This window comes from Novosphingobium sp. BL-S-21 (assembly GCF_055521655.1).
On sequence record NZ_CM145495.1, the window covers coordinates 215,001 to 231,130 of the forward strand.

General features: G+C 67.0%; 16 protein-coding genes. 8 read left to right on the forward strand and 8 right to left on the reverse strand.

Translation table 11 applies throughout. The annotated features are described in order from the left end of the window. The first annotated feature begins 84 nt into the window (after positions 1–84). The 3 genes from ACZ1J6_RS00870 (at position 85) to ACZ1J6_RS00880 (ending at position 3,315) form a co-directional block, all read left to right on the forward strand. Positions 85–867 carry a DeoR/GlpR family DNA-binding transcription regulator gene (locus ACZ1J6_RS00870; RefSeq protein WP_465127369.1) on the forward strand — a complete coding sequence of 261 codons (783 nt, stop codon included), beginning with the start codon at positions 85–87 and terminating at the stop codon, positions 865–867. A gap of 16 nt (positions 868–883) precedes the next feature. After that, complete coding sequence (locus ACZ1J6_RS00875; protein WP_465127370.1) at positions 884–2,026, forward strand: MFS transporter; 1,143 nt, start codon at positions 884–886, stop codon at positions 2,024–2,026. Between the two features lie 149 nt (positions 2,027–2,175). Beyond that, positions 2,176–3,315, forward strand: coding sequence for a BamA/TamA family outer membrane protein (locus ACZ1J6_RS00880; RefSeq protein ID WP_465127371.1), 1,140 nt, complete (start codon positions 2,176–2,178; stop codon positions 3,313–3,315). Positions 3,316–3,345: 30 nt separating this feature from the next. On the opposite strand, the gene ACZ1J6_RS00885 is transcribed toward ACZ1J6_RS00880, so the two are convergent. Further along, positions 3,346–3,810 carry an outer membrane beta-barrel protein gene (locus ACZ1J6_RS00885; RefSeq protein WP_132268958.1) on the reverse strand — a complete coding sequence of 155 codons (465 nt, stop codon included), beginning with the start codon at positions 3,808–3,810 and terminating at the stop codon, positions 3,346–3,348. A 122-nt stretch (positions 3,811–3,932) separates the two neighbouring features. After that, a complete protein-coding gene (locus ACZ1J6_RS00890) occupies positions 3,933–5,000 on the reverse strand; it encodes a Gfo/Idh/MocA family protein (RefSeq protein ID WP_465127372.1) in 1,068 nt (355 codons plus the stop codon). Positions 5,001–5,301: 301 nt separating this feature from the next. Between ACZ1J6_RS00890 and ACZ1J6_RS00895 the strand changes: the two genes are divergently transcribed. Both ACZ1J6_RS00895 and ACZ1J6_RS00900 read left to right on the forward strand, forming a co-directional pair. Continuing rightward, complete coding sequence (locus tag ACZ1J6_RS00895; RefSeq protein WP_431567414.1) at positions 5,302–6,111, forward strand: sugar phosphate isomerase/epimerase family protein; 810 nt, start codon at positions 5,302–5,304, stop codon at positions 6,109–6,111. A gap of 140 nt (positions 6,112–6,251) precedes the next feature. Beyond that, positions 6,252–6,806 (forward strand): nuclear transport factor 2 family protein, encoded by a 555-nt coding sequence (locus ACZ1J6_RS00900; protein WP_132268953.1) that lies wholly within the window; start codon positions 6,252–6,254, stop codon positions 6,804–6,806. A gap of 48 nt (positions 6,807–6,854) precedes the next feature. Here ACZ1J6_RS00900 and ACZ1J6_RS00905 read toward each other — a convergent pair whose 3' ends face one another. From ACZ1J6_RS00905 to ACZ1J6_RS00915, 3 genes are all read right to left on the reverse strand, one after another. Next, entirely contained in the window at positions 6,855–7,721 is an 867-nt protein-coding gene (locus ACZ1J6_RS00905) for an SDR family NAD(P)-dependent oxidoreductase (protein WP_431567415.1), read from the reverse strand. A gap of 13 nt (positions 7,722–7,734) precedes the next feature. Beyond that, positions 7,735–8,157: a nuclear transport factor 2 family protein gene (locus tag ACZ1J6_RS00910; protein WP_431567416.1), complete on the reverse strand. Its 423-nt coding sequence runs from the start codon at positions 8,155–8,157 to the stop codon at positions 7,735–7,737. 152 nt (positions 8,158–8,309) lie between these two features. After that, on the reverse strand, positions 8,310–9,503 hold the full coding sequence (locus ACZ1J6_RS00915; protein WP_431567417.1) for a sulfotransferase family protein: 1,194 nt from the start codon (positions 9,501–9,503) through the stop codon (positions 8,310–8,312). A gap of 306 nt (positions 9,504–9,809) precedes the next feature. Between ACZ1J6_RS00915 and ACZ1J6_RS00920 the strand changes: the two genes are divergently transcribed. The 3 genes from ACZ1J6_RS00920 (at position 9,810) to ACZ1J6_RS00930 (ending at position 12,919) form a co-directional block, all read left to right on the forward strand. Then, positions 9,810–10,982, forward strand: coding sequence for a DUF1214 domain-containing protein (locus ACZ1J6_RS00920; RefSeq protein WP_431567418.1), 1,173 nt, complete (start codon positions 9,810–9,812; stop codon positions 10,980–10,982). A 45-nt stretch (positions 10,983–11,027) separates the two neighbouring features. Continuing rightward, positions 11,028–12,203 carry a hypothetical protein gene (locus ACZ1J6_RS00925; protein ID WP_207913072.1) on the forward strand — a complete coding sequence of 392 codons (1,176 nt, stop codon included), beginning with the start codon at positions 11,028–11,030 and terminating at the stop codon, positions 12,201–12,203. Between the two features lie 86 nt (positions 12,204–12,289). After that, positions 12,290–12,919: a TetR/AcrR family transcriptional regulator gene (locus ACZ1J6_RS00930; RefSeq protein WP_431567419.1), complete on the forward strand. Its 630-nt coding sequence runs from the start codon at positions 12,290–12,292 to the stop codon at positions 12,917–12,919. Between the two features lie 89 nt (positions 12,920–13,008). Here ACZ1J6_RS00930 and ACZ1J6_RS00935 read toward each other — a convergent pair whose 3' ends face one another. From ACZ1J6_RS00935 to ACZ1J6_RS00945, 3 genes are all read right to left on the reverse strand, one after another. Beyond that, positions 13,009–14,016, reverse strand: coding sequence for an alcohol dehydrogenase catalytic domain-containing protein (locus ACZ1J6_RS00935; protein WP_465127373.1), 1,008 nt, complete (start codon positions 14,014–14,016; stop codon positions 13,009–13,011). Between the two features lie 34 nt (positions 14,017–14,050). Further along, entirely contained in the window at positions 14,051–14,893 is an 843-nt protein-coding gene (locus tag ACZ1J6_RS00940) for an SDR family oxidoreductase (RefSeq protein ID WP_465127374.1), read from the reverse strand. Positions 14,894–15,084: 191 nt separating this feature from the next. Continuing rightward, entirely contained in the window at positions 15,085–15,981 is an 897-nt protein-coding gene (locus tag ACZ1J6_RS00945) for an SMP-30/gluconolactonase/LRE family protein (RefSeq protein ID WP_431567422.1), read from the reverse strand. Positions 15,982–16,130 lie beyond the last annotated feature (149 nt).

A 16,130-nucleotide genomic window follows, 5' to 3' on the forward strand; every position in this document is an offset into this window, starting at 1 on the left:
GCTGGCGAAACGATCTGCACGTTATTGCATGATCTATTCTCATTTGTCCTGGTTTTGCGCCAGCCGATCCTGTAGGCGGCGCCTATGACGAAAGAGATTCCTTCCGCCCGGCGCGAGCTGATCGCGTCCCGGCTTCTGGCCGGGGAAGCCGTCAGCAGTACGGCGCTTGCCAGCGAATTCGCGGTCTCCGAAGATGCGGTGCGGCGCGATCTGCGGGCGCTGGCGGCGCAGGGCACATGTCGGCGGGTCTATGGCGGCGCCGTGCCCATAGGCGCGGGCAGCACCCCGATCGCAGCGCGTTTGAGCGAGGACTCGGAAGAGAAGCGTGCTCTGGCCAAGGCGGCGATGACGCTCATATCGCCGGCAAGCTTCGTTTTTATCGACAATGGAAGCACGAATGTGCTGGCCGCGGAGTTCCTGCCGGACGATGCCGAACTCTCGGTCGCGACCAATTCCGTCCATGCGGCGGCAAGGCTGGCGACGCGCCAGGACGTGCCCTTCGTCCTGCTCGGCGGCGGCGTGGACCTGGCGATCGGCGGCTGCGTCGACGGCACGGCCATCGAAGCCTTGTCGCGTCTGAACATCGATCTCTGCCTGCTGGGGGCCTGTGCGGTCTCTGCGGAGCGCGGCGCAAGCGCTTTCGACGCGGCCGACGCGGCGTTCAAGCGCGCGCTTGTCGGGAGAAGCCGGTGCACGGTCGTGCTTGTTTCGAACGACAAGCTGACCGCAACGGCGCCGTTCACGGTTGCCGATCTGGACAGCATCGACCACATCGTGCTGTCCCACGACGCCCCCTCCTCCCAGGTTGCCGAGCTTGAGCGGGCCGGGGCAAAAATCCTGCGCGCTGCGGCACCGCAGGCGAACTAACGGAAAATCACCGATCATGACACACGATGCCGGCTCCCGGTTCGCGACCCGTGCCGCCTTTCTCGTGGCCGGCTTCGGCCTTGCCTGCTGGGCCCCGCTCGTCCCGTTGGCGAAGGCGCGCCTTGGCGTGAGCGATGGCACGCTGGGCCTGCTGCTCCTGTGCCTGGGACTGGGCTCGGTCGCCGCCATGCAACTTGCCGGCCCGCTGACCTCGCGCATGGGCGCTCGTCCGGCGGTGATCGTCGGCGGAGCGGGGCAGGCGGTGCTGCTGCCTTTCCTGGCCTATGCGCCCGGCGTCGGATCGATGGCGCTGGCCTTGCTGCTGTTCGGGGGCTTTCTTGGCGTGATCGAAGTGGGCATGAACGTGCACGCGGTGGAAGTCGAGAAGCGCGCCGATCGTCCGCTCATGTCGGGTTTCCACGGACTCTTCAGTGTGGGCGGCTTTGTCGGCGCATCGATGATGACGCTTGCGCTTTCGGCCGGATTGGCGGCCGTGACCGGCGCGATCGTCGCCGCGGCGCTCATGATCGCGGCGCTGATCCTGGCGGCGCCTCGATTCATCGCGACGCCCCGCGCGCAGGAGGCACCGCTCCTTGTGGTGCCGCGCAGCATCGTCGTCCTGCTTTCTCTGCTGGCCGCGCTCACTTTCCTGACCGAGGGCGCGATCCTCGATTGGGGCGCGCTCCTGCTGAGCGGCAAGGGGCTGATGCCGGCAGCGCAGGCGGGGATCGGCTATAGTGTCTTTGCCGTAGCGATGACGTTCGGCCGCCTGACCGGCGATGCCGTGGTGGCGCGGCTTGGCGATCGGCGCACCATGTTCTGGGGCGGACTGCTCGCCATTGCCGGCTATGTCGTGTTGCTGACAGCGCCGGTCGCGCCGCTTGCTTTCGCGGGCTTCCTGCTGATCGGTCTTGGTGCATCGAACACGGTGCCGGTGCTGTTCCGACTGGCCGGGGCGCAGAAGGCGATGCCGTCGGGCCTGGCCATCGCCTCGGTCACGACGGTGGGCTATGCCGGTATCCTGGTCGGCCCGGCCGCCGTGGGCTTCGTGGCGCAAGGCATCGGACTGCCGAACGCCTTCTGGATCCTTGCAGCGATGCTGCTGCTGGTGCCGCTCTGCGCCGGCCTTGCCACTGGCCCGGCGTCGCGCGGGTCCTGATCGGGCGGCCCTGAACTCGGGGTAAGTGCCCATTCCGGCGACCCGGGAATCTAGCCATTCTCGAAAGCGAAATGGCCCCGCCTGCTTCCTTGTCCGGCTCACCCGGCGGCGCGTCCTGCGGTAGCCGGAAGCCGTGGGGGCGGCTCTGGATGACGGCGCTGCTCCTGCCCCTTGGGCTGAGCCTTGCGACCGGGACCGCCATCGCCGCCGGTCCGAACGACCAGATGGACGAGATCGACGAGCAGGCGACCGCGGTGGCCGAGGCTGCCAGGGCCGGCACCGGGAAGAAAGGGGACAAGGACGTGCTGGCCGTGCCCTTGCCCATCACCAGCCCGGTGCTGGGCGTCGGCCTCGTCGTGGCCGGCGTGGTGTTCTACAATCCGAACGGCGCGCCTTCGCCCTGGATCAGCGGCGCCGCGGCGATGAAGACCAACAACGACAATTGGCTGCTGGGCGGCTTTCACAGCATGTCGCTGGCAGACGACCGCTTTCGCTTCACCGCCGCCGTCGGTGCCGGCAAGCTCGTCACGGACTACTACGGAACCGGCGACGCTGCCGGAGACCGGGACGTTGCCGCCCAACTGGACGAGAAGACCGTCGCGCTGCGGCTGCAGCCCCAGATGCGGGTGCTGCCCGGGCTCTATGCCGGCGTGCGCGCCCTGGCCATGCATGTGAAAGTGAACCCGCGGGATGCGGACCCGGCCTTTCCGGATCTGGCCATTCCCCAGGACCAGCGCAACAGTACCCTCGTCCAGCTCGGCCCCGCCGTGACATACGACCGGCGCGACGACAGCCTGAACCCGCGGCAAGGCGCATTCCTGCATGCCGAATGGCTCTGGGGGATCAAGGCGCTGGGCAGCGATTACAAGGGCGGGAAATTCACGGCGGGCGCCAGCGTCTACGTTCCCTCGGGCACCAGGACGGTCTGGGCGTTCCATGCCGGTCTCTGCGATGCCGCGGGCGATCTGCCTTACTTCGACTTGTGCCTCTATGGGCAGAAGAACGATCTCAGGGGGTACAAGGCCGGGCGCTACCGCGACGGCATGAGCTGGGCACTTCAGGCGGAATGGCGGCGGCACTTGTTCGGCCGCGTGGGGATGGTGGCTTTCGGCGGGATCGGCGGGATCGCTCCCAGTCTTGCGCAGCTTGGCAGGACCGATTTCCTGCCGGCCGGGGGCGTCGGGCTGCGGTTTCAGCCTTCGCGGGCCACCAACATCAACCTCCGGCTCGACCTTGCGGTGGGGAAGGATTCGCAGGCCGTCTATCTCGGCATTGCCGAGGCCTTCTAGCGCCTGGCCCGCGATGTCCGCCAGATGGCGTCAGAACATCACGCCGAGACCCAGGATCCCCACGTTGGCGTTCGGTTCCCCGTTGCCCACGAAGAGGTGCTTGAATTCCACTTTGGCATAGAGCTTTTCGGTCAGGTTCTGCTCCCAGCCGGTTCCGAGCCCGACGGCATTGCCGCAGTCCCGGCAATCCTTGGACTGCCAGTTCAGGCCCACGAAGACTTTGCTTTGCGGCAGGACTTCCGCTCCGGCGCGGCCGCCGATACCCCAGGCGACGCGGGTGCCGTCCGTCAGCAGCTTCTCGGCCGTGCCTTCGACGCCGACGAAGAAGGTCTCGTTCAGATCGACATCGTAGCCCAGGGCCACGCCGGTGATGGCATCGGTTTCCTCGTCGTTCCAGTTCACGCCGCCCGTGACTTCGACATAGGCCTCGTCGGCCCATGCGGGCGTGCCGGCGAGCATCAGGAGGAGAGCGAAAGGAACTGCTGCGCTGCGCATGTTTCGGGACCGTCCATAGGATTGGCGGCCCCAACCCTAGCAGCCCTGTTTGGCGAACGATCTCGGGGTTTCCACCGCTATCCGGGCGGACGATGCCCCACCCCGGCTAACCGCGCGCGTGGTCACGCCAGCTTTTGCAAGGCGCCGCCCTGCGCTGCGGACGCGCGCATGGCGTCCATGATCCGCATGCATTCCAGGCCGTCTCGGAATGTCGGCGCCGCCACGCCGCCCGCCTGGGCCTGGCCGGTGATCCGCGCTTTCAGCGCCTCGGCGAGACGGGTGAAAGGCGCCAGTTCGAACGGCGGGGCGCGACCGGAGGCGGCGGGATCGGACGGGGCGGGAGCCTGCGGGAGCGCCAGTTCGGGGGGCACCTCAAGCTGGCGGGTGCCGGTGCTGTCGGCCAGGAACACTTTGCCGCCATCGATCCAGACGGTGCCTTTCGATCCCGCGCAACGGCAGAGGCTCGCCGGTTGGCCCCAGGCGCCCGCCGATTGCTGCATCGAACCTTCGACACCGCTCTTCGTCACGAAGCGCACCGAGTAGGAATCCTCGGCCACGTCCTTTCGGTCGGACACGGTCAGGAGGTTCGCGCTCAGCGCGTGGATGTCGCCCAACCAGGCGCGGACCTGGTCGATCAGATGGGAGCCCCCGGCGCCCAGCCAGCCGCCACCGGCGTCCGCGTCGAACCACCAGCGCGGGAGCCGGGCGGCAGGATCCGCGCAAAACGGAATGAACTGGTCCATGACCAGGAAGCGCGGTTCGCCGATCAGGCCGTCCCGGATGGTCTGGCCGAACAGCGCCCGCTCGGGCAGCCAGCGGAATTCGTGCGAGACCATGTGCACGATCTGCCGTTCGTCCGCGGCGTCCAGAAGGGCGGCGCCTTCGGCCGCATTCAAGGCGAAGGGCTTTTCGCAAAGGACATGGCATCCGCGGGCGATGGCCCGGTGGGCCAGGCTTGCATGCGTGTCGGGCGTGGTGGCGATCGTCACCACTTCCGCGCCGGTGGCGGTGATCGCTTCATCGAGATCGGTGAACCAGGCGGGAACCCCGCTGTCGGCGGCCTTGCGGGCGAGCCTTTCCTCGTTCCGCCCGACCAGCGCGGCTACCTCGAACCCAGCGGCGCGCAAGGCCGGAACATGAATGCGGCAGCCGAAACCGGTGCCGACGACGATGGCTGGGATGGTCTTCATGCACGATTCTCCGCGGAGCGGGCCGGCTCCGTAGTCTTGACGCCAGCGGCGCATTTCCGCCGCCGATTGTTCACAAGAAAGTGCGCACTGTCGATGCCGGGCAGGCCGGATCCACCGCGCTCGCGGCGCTATTCGCCGGTGCGATGTCTCCCTTGCCGCGGTCAGGGCGCTTTACCTCGGCTTGTTTCGCCGCCACCCCGGAAGGCCGCCAAGGCAGTCGGCGCTCTCATGGAGCGGCGCCTGCCTTTCACCTCCGCAGCGGCGCCGGGCGGTCCGCTGCGCACGCTCGATCGGGACCAGGATGCGGCCGGTAAGTCTTGAATTCGTCAGCACCTTCGGACTGCCGCCCGTAGAGTCCGTGCAACTGGCGGCGCGGCTCGGCTATCAGCATGTCAGCACCGTGCTGGAACCGTTCCGCGAAAGTCTGGAGGGGCACCCGCATTTCTCGCTGCGCAGCGACGCGGCGCTGCGGCGGGACCTGCTGGCGGCGATGACCGACACCGGCGTCACGATCGCCCCCGGGGAAGGCATCGCCGTGCTGCCCGGCCGCGATGTTCGGGATCTCTACGCCGGGGACCTCGAAATCATGGCCGAACTGGGCATTCCCAGGATCAATGTGGTGAGCCTCGATGCCGACCTTGCGCGGACATTCGACCAGCTTGGGCGGCTGAGCGAAATGGCCGGTTCCTTCGCCATCGACACCCTGATCGAATTCGTCCCGATCTTCCCGATCCGCGACGTGGAGACGGCGATGCGCGCGATCCGCCATGTCGGCCGCAGGGATTGCCGGCTCACGTTCGACATGATGCATTTCTTCCGCACCGGCGGGCGAACGCAGGACATTGCTGCAATCGACCCGCAGGCGATCGGCTATATCCAGCTATGCGACGCGCCCTTCACGCCGGTCATCGCGGACTACATGGAAGAAGCGGTGTGTGAGCGGGCCGTGCCCGGGGAAGGCGAGTTCCCCCTGGCAGAGGCGCTCGCACAGCTTCCCACGGACCGGGTGGTGGGGATCGAGGTGCCGCAACGATCGGCAGGCGCTGCCGGGGTCTCCCTCGATGCCAGAATGGCGCACTGCCTGGCGGCGGCACGCCGGCTTCTCGCATGAGGAGCGGCCGGGAAATCCTTCAACGCCCAAGCGATGGTTGCGTGCCGGGGCTGCACCTGCGCCGATGTCCGGCGGGCGGAAATTGACCCTGCGCGCGCCGCTGCGCTAAACATCCGTTCAACAGTGGAGAGGTGCCGGCAATGGATCTGGAAAGCGAAGTCGCGGCCCTCAGGCGCAGCGTGCAGCACATCAGGGACCGGCAGGAGATCCTCGATGTCATCGTCCGGGAATCGCGGGGGCGGGACCGCCACGACGAGGCGCTGACGGCAAGTTGCTACTGGCCCGAGGGTGCGGACGAACACGGCCCCGTGCCGCTGCCCGCAACGGAATATCCCGCGAAGGCCAATCGCGGGCATGCTGCGATGTTCGCGATGAACCAGCACAACCTGGCCAACCATTCCTGCGAGATCGACGGCGACACCGCCTATTGCGAGACTTACGTCATCGGCACCCTGCTTTCGCACGACGGCCTGACCTGCACGATGGCGGCGGGTCGCTACATGGACCAGATGGAGCGGCGGGACGGCGAGTGGCGGATCCTGTGGCGTCGCTCGACGGTGGAGGCCGCGATGCAGGGCGATGCCTCGTGGTTGCAGACACCGGCCGTGAAGGGCTTCCTCAAGGGACGGCGCGACCGGGACGATCTTTCCTACGACCGCCCGGTCGCAGTGGGCGCGGCAGGTACGCGCTGGTGAGGCGCGCATCGGCGGAGGGGGCTGGGAAGGGTGCCCTCCTGCCGGAAATCAGCGGATAATCAGGGGGTGGTGGCGGTGCGGCGCCACCTTGTGGGTATCGCGGTATGACGGCGGTTGGCGGCCGCCCTCGTCGGTCAGCCCGTATCGCACGGCCATTTCGGCCCCGATCACCGTTTCTCCGTTGAGCGCGGCCAATTCGGGATCGTTGTAGAGCGCCCAGATCACATGGCCGGTAAATTCCGGGGTTTCGATCTGGCCGCGAAGATAGCCGTACTTTTCCGGATCGGCGGCGATCATGGCCAGCAATCTGTCGGTCGCCAAAGCCCCCATCCAGATCGACAGGGCCGCGACGCGGGTACCGGCCGCCTTGAAGTCCACCGCCATGTCGAAGGCCATCTTGTCGATCCCGGCCTTGTGCGCGCCATAGGCAGGACCCATCGCGTAATGCGCGGCGCCCGAGGCCGAGGTGAAGACGATCAGCCCATGGTCCTTCGCGGCCATGCCCGGCGCCGCCAGCCAGCTCGCCACGTAGCTGCTGCGTATCCCGACATCGATCATGTCGGCAAGTTTGCGCGGCTTTTCCCAGAACTGCCCGGGCATGGACAGCTCGTCGTAGACGGCGGCGGCATTGTTGACGAGAATGTCGATCCGGCCTTCGTCCGCCAGGGCCTGATCGAACAGCGCCTCCACCTGGGTGTCGTCGCCATGATCGCAGCGCACGGCGATGCCCTTGCCCCCGGCGCGCGTCACCGCCTCGGCAGTTTCGTAGATGGTGCCGGGCAGGGCATGATCGCCCTGCCGTTCCGACCGGCCGGTGACGTAGACGGTGCATCCGTGGCTGCCCAGCGCTATGGCAATCCCGCGTCCGGCACCCCTGCTGGCGCCGGTGACGATGGCGATGGTTCGCTCTGTCATGTGCCGTTCTCCCTCAGGCCGCGCGACCGGCCAGCGAGGCTGGCTGCCCGATGGGGGTATAAGCGCGGTAGGCAAAGCGCCATTCGCCGCCCTCTTGCACGAGGCGGTCGGTATAAAGGCCGATCATCGTCATGCCGCTTCCGGATTTCAGCGCGATGGTCTCCAGCACGGTGGAGAGCACGCTGGCGCCGTCCTGCGTGAAGGCGATCGGACCGATCTCGTTGAAAGGCGTGACGCTGCGGAAATCGGTCCAGGTCGCGGTCCACATCTGCTCCAGCGCGGCATGGCCGGCGACTTCGAACTGGGGAGTTTTCCAGGTGGCGTCCGCGGACCAGCAGTCCAGCCAGTCGGCGCCCTCCTGGCGGACGACGGCCATGGCATAGCGCCCGTAGACTTCGCGGATGAGCAGCCGGTCTTCGATCCTGCTATCGGACATGTCCTGCGTTCTCCCGTTCCCGCCCCGGCCTGCGCGGTGTCCGCCGATTTGCGAGCGGGCGGCGGGGCTTGTCAATGCGGGCATCCCAGAGCGCGCAGGGGCGATGCCAGAGGCCGGGACGAGACCTTTTCAAGCGGCGGCTGGCGGCGCCGTCAGCGGGCCTTCTCCAGGAGATCGTAGCGCTGGATATAGTCGCGGAACGGCTCGCGGGCCTGGTCCGCGGTCATGCCGAAATCGGCGATGTCATATTTGTGCGTCCCGCGCGCGAGTTCGGGTTTTTCCGCAATCCGCTTCGCCAGCCCCGGCCGGAGGGTTTCGGAAATGTCCATGTCGATGAAGGCGTAGATGCGTTCGAGGACGGCCATCGGATCGGCGTGGAAATCGGCATGGACGACATCGAGGACCTGCCCGGGAAAGCGGCTGCGAACCCGCTGGGCCTTCTCGACCGCCTCGGACCACTTGGCCACTTCGCGGATCAGCATGTTTTCCGACCGCTCCTGCCGGCGGCCTTCCTCGAAGAGCGGGTGAAGGTTCGCCATGAGCGACACGAGCGAGGGGATCGCCTTGCCGGGATCGCGGTGCGTCTGGATGATCTTCGCATCGGGGAACACCGCAAGCAGCAGGTCGAGGTTCTCGATATGCCCCGGGTTCTTGAGCAGCCACCGGCGATGCGGCTCGTTGCTGCCGATCAGCTGCACGCAGGCGCGGAAGTAATCGTAGGAGGCCGATTCGGACTGGCTGCGCCACCAGGCGTCGTAAGTCTGCGCGGAGGGCCCGGCGCAGGCCAGGATGTTCGAGGTGAAGCCGTGCCACAGGATCATGCAGCATTCGTGGACTTCCTCGGCCGCGCGGAAATGGGCGGCCTGGTGATCGGGCGCGGCGGCGTGCTGGGCATCGATGCCGGCCATGGTCTTGCGGAACTGCGGATAGTCGGCCCAGGTCTCGATCGGCGGGCGGGGCATCGGGGAATCGATCAGCCAGGTCTGAAGCCCCTGGAAGCGGGGGTCCACGGCCATCAGGCGGTGCAGCGCCGTGGTGCCGGTGCGCGGAACGCCGGTGATGACGACCGGGCTCACCACCGGATGGCGGTCGAAACCGGGATGCTGTTTCATCGCGCGATAGGCATGTGCCCGGCCGCGCAGGATGGCCACGATCTGGCCCCAGGCCGCGCGCCGTCCCTGTTCGTGAAAGCGGGGGTCGTAGTCCATGGCATGAAGGTAGGCGTTCAGCCCGGGGCGATAATCGTCCGGGCCGAAGTCGCTGCTGCCGATCTCCGCGGCGACGAGTTCGTGCAGGGCATCGCCGGCATGGCGGAATGCGCTGGGGGGATCGTACGTCAGGTCCATTCGAAATCATCCTCGCCCGCGGCCGTTCTTGCGCGAGGCACCATGTTCGATCGGCGATTCAAGACAGTCAAGACTATCTAGCTTGGCCGGGCCGATATCCTGCCTGCGATGTGGCGGGGCTGCTCCCGCCAGAAGACTTGCAGCGTCGCACTATGACAGTGCATGCTTTCCTCGGCGCGATGCCCGGCCCGACGCGGTGCCGGGACGGCCGCACTTCGACGGGACCGGACAACCGGACGCTTTCAGCAGAAATCCATGCCGCGAAGACCCCCGGGCGGGCGCGGAGGGAATGGGTGAGGATATCGTATGGGTCCTTCAATAGAACCGCTCGCCAGCTACCTGGCCCCTCTCGAAGAAGCAGTCGCGGAGCTGGCGAACACCTGGCACCCGGAAGACCCGGCCTATCGGGCAGAAGTCTGCCGGCAGGCGCTGATGAACCTGTCCTACGGCTATTTCGTCCATTTCAACGCCGATGCGGAGCATCCGGACTGGAGCCCGCTCTACAACCCGGTGTTCCTGTGCCAGCCCAATCCCGACGACATCTACCTCTTCAGCCCGCTGCGCGATGACCTGACCTACCGCGTCAGCGGCGACAGGGGCACCGTGAGCAAGCTGATCTTCGTCACCCAGCGCGGGATTCCCGGCACGCTCGAAACGGTGGGTGAATATGGCGCGGCCAGCAGTTTCGACGATTCGGACTTCACCGTCGGCCCCGACGGGCGGATCGATATCGTGTTCAGCGCCGTGCGGCCCGAGGGATACGAGGGCGACTGGTCGCAGCTCAAAAGCGGGGCCGACTGCATCTTCGTACGCTATCGCATGATCGACTGGAGCTGCGAGGTCGATCCGCAGCTCACCATCGAATGCCTGGACGAAGTGCCGATGAAGCCGCGTCTCTCGCCCGAAGCGATCGCCGCGCGCCTGGGGCGTCAGGCCGCGGTTCCCCGCAACCAGAACCGGCTGTTCTACACGATGCAGAACCAGATCCTGGAGGCGGTCGGCCAGAACAGGATCCATCCGGTGCGGCTGCCCGGCCTCGACAAGCAGCTCTACTGGCCCGCCGTGTTCTCTTTCCAGGAGGACGAGGCACTGATCGTCGAGACCGAGATGCCGGCGGTCGCGCGCTACTGGAACATCCAGCTAAATGACCCTTTGTTCAACGCGGTCGAATATGTCTACCGGCAGAGCAGCCTCAATGGATCGACCGCGATCATCGACGGCGACGGCAGGCTTCGCATCGTCATCGCGCTGACCGATCCCGGCGTGCACAACTGGCTGGACCCTGCGGGCTATACCGAGGGAACGCTTTACGGGCGCTGGTACGATTGCTCCAGCCTGCCGATCCCCACCATCACGACCGTCAAGCTGGCCGACCTGAAGGCGCACCTGCCGCCCGGCACGGCCACGGTCTCCCCCGCCGAGAGGGAGCAGGCCCTGCGCAGCCGCGTGCGCGCGGCCCAGCGCCGGCGCCGCTGGTAAGGCTCTTCCGCCCCCGAGACCGACCATTCCGACTGGAGACGCATTGTGGCCACCAAGACAACCTCGATCCTGGATTACCTGGGCGATCTCGAACAGGCGGTGGACAATCTGGCGATGAGCTGGCGGCCCGAAGACCCGGCCTATCGCGCCGATGTCTACCGCCAGACGATGACCAGCCTGTCCTATGCCTATTTCATGTATTTCCACGCCGATGCCGAGCATCCGGACTGGGCGCCGCTGTGGAACCCGGTCTTCACGCTTCAGCCCAACCCGGACGATATCTATGTGCAGAGCCCGATCCGGGGGGACTTGCGCTACCGGGTCTCGGGCAATCGCGGGACCTGCCGCATCCTCTCGTTCACCACGCAGAAGGCGCTTTCGGGCACGGTAGACGAGATGCCCCGGCCCAATGGCCATAACGAGGTGGATTGCGACGATCTGGGCATCGGGCTGGGCGAGGACTTCGAGATCCTGTTCAGCGCCGTGCGGCCGGAGGGCCATGCCGGGCACTGGGCACCGATCGATCCGGAGGCACGGGGCATGTACTTGCGCTACCGGATGTATGACTGGGAGAACGAGACCGATCCGCAGCTCTCGATCGAGTGCCTGGACCCGGTTCCGCCCAAACCCCGGCTCTCGCCCGAGGATATCCTGGCGCGGATCGGCGAGATGGCGCGCTTCCCGGCGCGCAAGACGAACCTCTACTACCCCATGCAGAACGGCGTGAAGGACCGCGTGGGCTTCAACGTCTTCGAGCCGGTCCGCATGCCCGGCGCGCTGGTCAAGCAGGTCTACTGGCCGGCCTGCTTCCAGCTCGCGGAAGACGAGGCGCTGATCATCGAGACCGAGATTCCCGACCGGGCGCCTTACTGGAACATCCAGCTCAACGACCCGCTCTTCAATGCGCTGGAATATGTCTACCGGCTGTCCAGCACCAATGGCGCCATGGCCAGGCTTTCGTCGGACGGACGGTTTCGGGCGGTGATCGCGCTGACCGACCCCGGCGTGCCCAACTGGCTGGACCCGGCCGGCTACACCGAAGGCGGCATCTATGGCCGCTGGTACGATTGCAGCGCGGAGCCGACGCCGACGATCCGGCGCGTCAAGCTGGCCGAGCTGCGCGATCACCTTCCCGAAGACACGCCCCATGTCACCCCCGCCGAGCGGCGCGAAGAGATCGCCCGGCGCGTGCGGGCCTGCCAGCGCCGCCGGCGCTGGTGAAACCGCGCCTTGGCGCCAGGAGTGGCCAAAGCCGTGGCGGCGCTATAGGACGGCCGCAGGTGAGGCGGTGTTTGGCGGAGCAGAGTTTGGGCAGGCAGAACGACAGGCCGCGGCAAAGGCGCGCTCCCGCGCAAGTTCGGGAGGAAATTCTCCGCGCCGCGGAAGCGGAGTATTCGCGCTATGGTTTCTCGGGCGCCACCACGGCGGCCATCGCGGCGCGCGCCAATACGACCGAGACGCAGATCTTTCGCTACTTCAGCTCCAAGGCCGAGTTGTTCCGCGAAGCGATCCAGCGCCCGTTGGACAGCCACCTCCAGAACTTCATGTCGAACGTCTCCGCCGCCAGCGGCGATGCACCGCTGGAAACGCAGGCCAAGACCTATATCGCCGAGTTGCAGGACTTCATCGCCGAGCACCAGCGCATGTTCCTCTCGCTCATCATGGCGGAAACCGGGAAGAGCGGCGAAGTGCAGGGCATGGCCGCGGTCGATGCCCTGCACGAATATTTCGCGCGCGGCGCCGAAGTCGTGCGCGGCCGTACCGGGGGCACGGACAAGCTGCCGCCCGAACTGATGGTCCGCATCAGCTTCGCCTCGCTGCTGGGCTGCGTGCTGTTCAAGGACTGGCTCTATCCCGAAGGCATGGCCGACGACGAGACCCTGCGCGCGGCGACCACGCGCTTCGTGATGGACGGGATCTACGCGGACCCCGCGTAGCCCTGGGCGTCGATGGGCGTAGGGATGCGGACCGGATCGGGTCCGGTCCCACGCCAAGCTGTCTCACGCCATCCTGTCACGCCATCCTGTCACGTCATCGTGACGTGGACCTTGGTTTCCTCGTTCGGGCGGCGCAGCATCGCCATCGTCTCGGGCAGGGCCTTCAGCGGCACGGTGCTGGTGACGATCGCCTTGGGGTCGACGTGGCCCTTGTCCATCTGGTCGGCGATGTAGAGGAATTCCTTCATCGAGTAGCCGACCAGGAACTGCACGTTCACGCACTTGTAGGAGGCGAGGGCGGGTATCACCGGGTCGGGCGAGGTGCAGAAGCCCAGCGAGACGACCCGGCCGAACGGCCCGGCATGCAGGATCGCCTTGCCCAGCATCCCTTCCGCGCCCACGCATTCGAACACGACGTCCGGCACGCCGCCGAGCGCTTCCCTCACTTCGCCCATTTCGTCGTTTCCATAGGGAATGAAGCGGTCGGCGCCCATCTGCAGCGCCAGGTCGGCGCGGCGGGCGGAACGGGACATGACGACGATCCTGCCCGCGCCAAGACGCCGCGCCCAGTAGATCGCGTAAAGCGCCACGGTGCCGCCGCCCAGCACCACGACCTTGTCGCCGGGCTGGATCCGTGCGTGCTTCACGCCGTTGAGGCTGATCGCCATCGGTTCGATCAGGGCGCCGTCGGTGAGCGTGAGGACGGACGGTAGCCGGGTGGCCACGGCAGCCGGCACCCGCGCCAGTTCGGCAAAGCCATGCATCGCGCTGCCGGGCGAGGCCTGGCACAGCACGTTGTTCTGATGCGCGCAGCCCGGGCACTCCCCGCAGGCGACCGAGGGCAGCACGGCGATGCGGTCTCCGATCGCCAGGGTGGAGACGCCCGCGCCGAGCGCGACGACTTCGCCGGCATATTCATGGCCGAACTGCGAACCCGCGCCGAAATCCCAGCCGGCGCCCTTGGTCATCGACAGGTCCGTGCCGCAGATGCCGCAGCGGCTGACCCTGATCAGCACTTCGCCGGGCGCGGGCTCCGGATCGGGCAACGTCTCGATGACGACAGGCTGGCCCTGCCCGGGATAGATGGCCGCTTTCACGAATGCGTCTCCATGGTTGTCACCGCGATCGCGTTCAGGCGACCTCGCCTTTCATGAAGGCGGGGTTGATGGCGCCGGTGAACACGCCGCTGGCGAAGCCCTGGTCGGTGTAGAGGAAGCTGCCGGTAACCGCGCCGTTGAGCGGACTGTTGAGCAGGACCAGCGGCCAGGCCTGATCTTCCGCCGTGGCCATGCGCCCCAGCGAGGGATAGGGCCAGGCGTCGAGAAAGCCTTCCGGCAGCAGCTTTTCCTGCTCGTCCATGAAGGCGGTGCGGGTGGGACAGGGGCCGATCGCATTGAAGCGGATGCGCCGGGCATTGCCGTATTCGACCGCCTTGTTGGCGACCCAGACCACCAGCATCTCCTTCGAGCTGGTATAGCCGTCGCGGACGCGGGCATCGGGATCGGCCTCGCACCAGGCATAGGCTTCGTCCGGGTCGGAAATCGCCAGCATCTCCAGCGACTGGGCGAGGTTGCCCTGCCAGCCCATCGCCGCATCGGAAGAGATCAGCGCGATCCCGCCGCCGTCGCGGACAGAGGGCAGCAATTCTTCCACGAACAGACGCGTGCCTATGTAGTTGACGCGCATGCAATACATCGGCCCCTTGATGTGCGGCGGCAGGCCGGCGCAGGGGAACACGAAGTCTATCGGCGCTTCTGCCGCCAGCGCGGCGGCGGCGGCGCGGACCTGGTCGAAGTCGGAGAGATCGCACTGCCGGAAGCTGAGGTGCGGCACTTTGGGCGCCTGGATGTCGACGATGTGCACTTTGGCGCCGAGTTCGCCGAGGATGCGCGCGACTTGCTCGCCCATGCCGGACGACCCGCCGGTGACCACGACTGTCCTGTCCCGATATCCCAGCCCGTCGAGGTTCTGCATGCTCAATCCCTTCGCCATGGTCCGGTCCGATCGCGCTGCTGGAGCCGGACTCGCCTTGTGTCGTGACCTATCACCCCGATACGCCGCGCAGAAGGTGGATAGCGCGCACTATCCTGTTTCGCAGCTTCCCAAGGGCCCTGAAACCGCTGCGGCGATGCCCGCCGACAGCCGCGGCGCCCCGCCCGAAACGCTCAGTCCAGCCTGAAGCGCGGCAGGTCCAGCTTGAGACCCGGCGTGTCCGAACGACCGCGATAGAGGAAGGAGTTCCGGGCAGTGATCTCGCCCCCTTCCTTCAGGGTGTCGCCGCCATCGGCAGGCACGGAATTGACGTAGACGTCGCGCATGTCGGCGCCGCCGAAGCGCACCTGGGTGATGGCGCCGCCCGGAGTGGGACAGTCCGCCAGCCGGGTACCGTCCGGCGCGAGGCGGGTGAGGGCATTCGAGCGGAAGCCCGTGATCCAGAGGTTGTGATCGGCGTCGAGGGCCATGCCGTCGGCATCCTCCTTGTCGAGGATCATGCGCCGGTTGGACACGGTGAGGTCGTCCGCCACGTCGAAGGCCCAGGTGCCCCGAAACGTGTCGTTGCAGTAGAGGCGCCGGCGTCCGGCGTCGAACATCAGGCCATTGGTGAAGCCGATGTCCCCGGCGACCTGGATGACTTCGCCGGAAGCGGTCATGCGGTAGATCGCCGTCGGCCGGGCAGGTTCGCCCTTGATGACGCTGGCGATGTCGAGCGTGCCGAAGAACAGCCCGCCCCGGCCGTCCGGCGCCATCTCGTTGATGCCGTTGATCGGCTGGCCGTCGATTTCGCGCAGCAACCAGCCAGATCGCCCGGATTCGGGGTCGTTCCACATGATGCCGCCCTCGCCGGTGGAGAGCACTGCGCCATCGGCGTTCATCGTCACGCCGCCGGTCCACCGCCGATCGGGGTTGAAGGTCGCGACCCGGGTGCCGTCGGGCTTCACGCCGTGGATGCCGCCGGCAATGACGTCGCTGTACCAGACGATGTCGCGCAGATGGTCGATCGCGAGGCCCTCGATGTAGGTCCCCGCCGCTATCCTGTCGAACGCCTCGATTGCCGCCTGCATCGATTGCCTCCTCCCGCCGGCCGTGTCATCGGCCCTGTCTTCCCGCCGGACAGGATGTTGGCCGCGCGATACCCTGTCAAGGTGGAGGCGAGCCTGCCGGGATCAGCTGGATCAGCGCTGGGGGAATGGCGGGGAGGCCTGGTGGCACT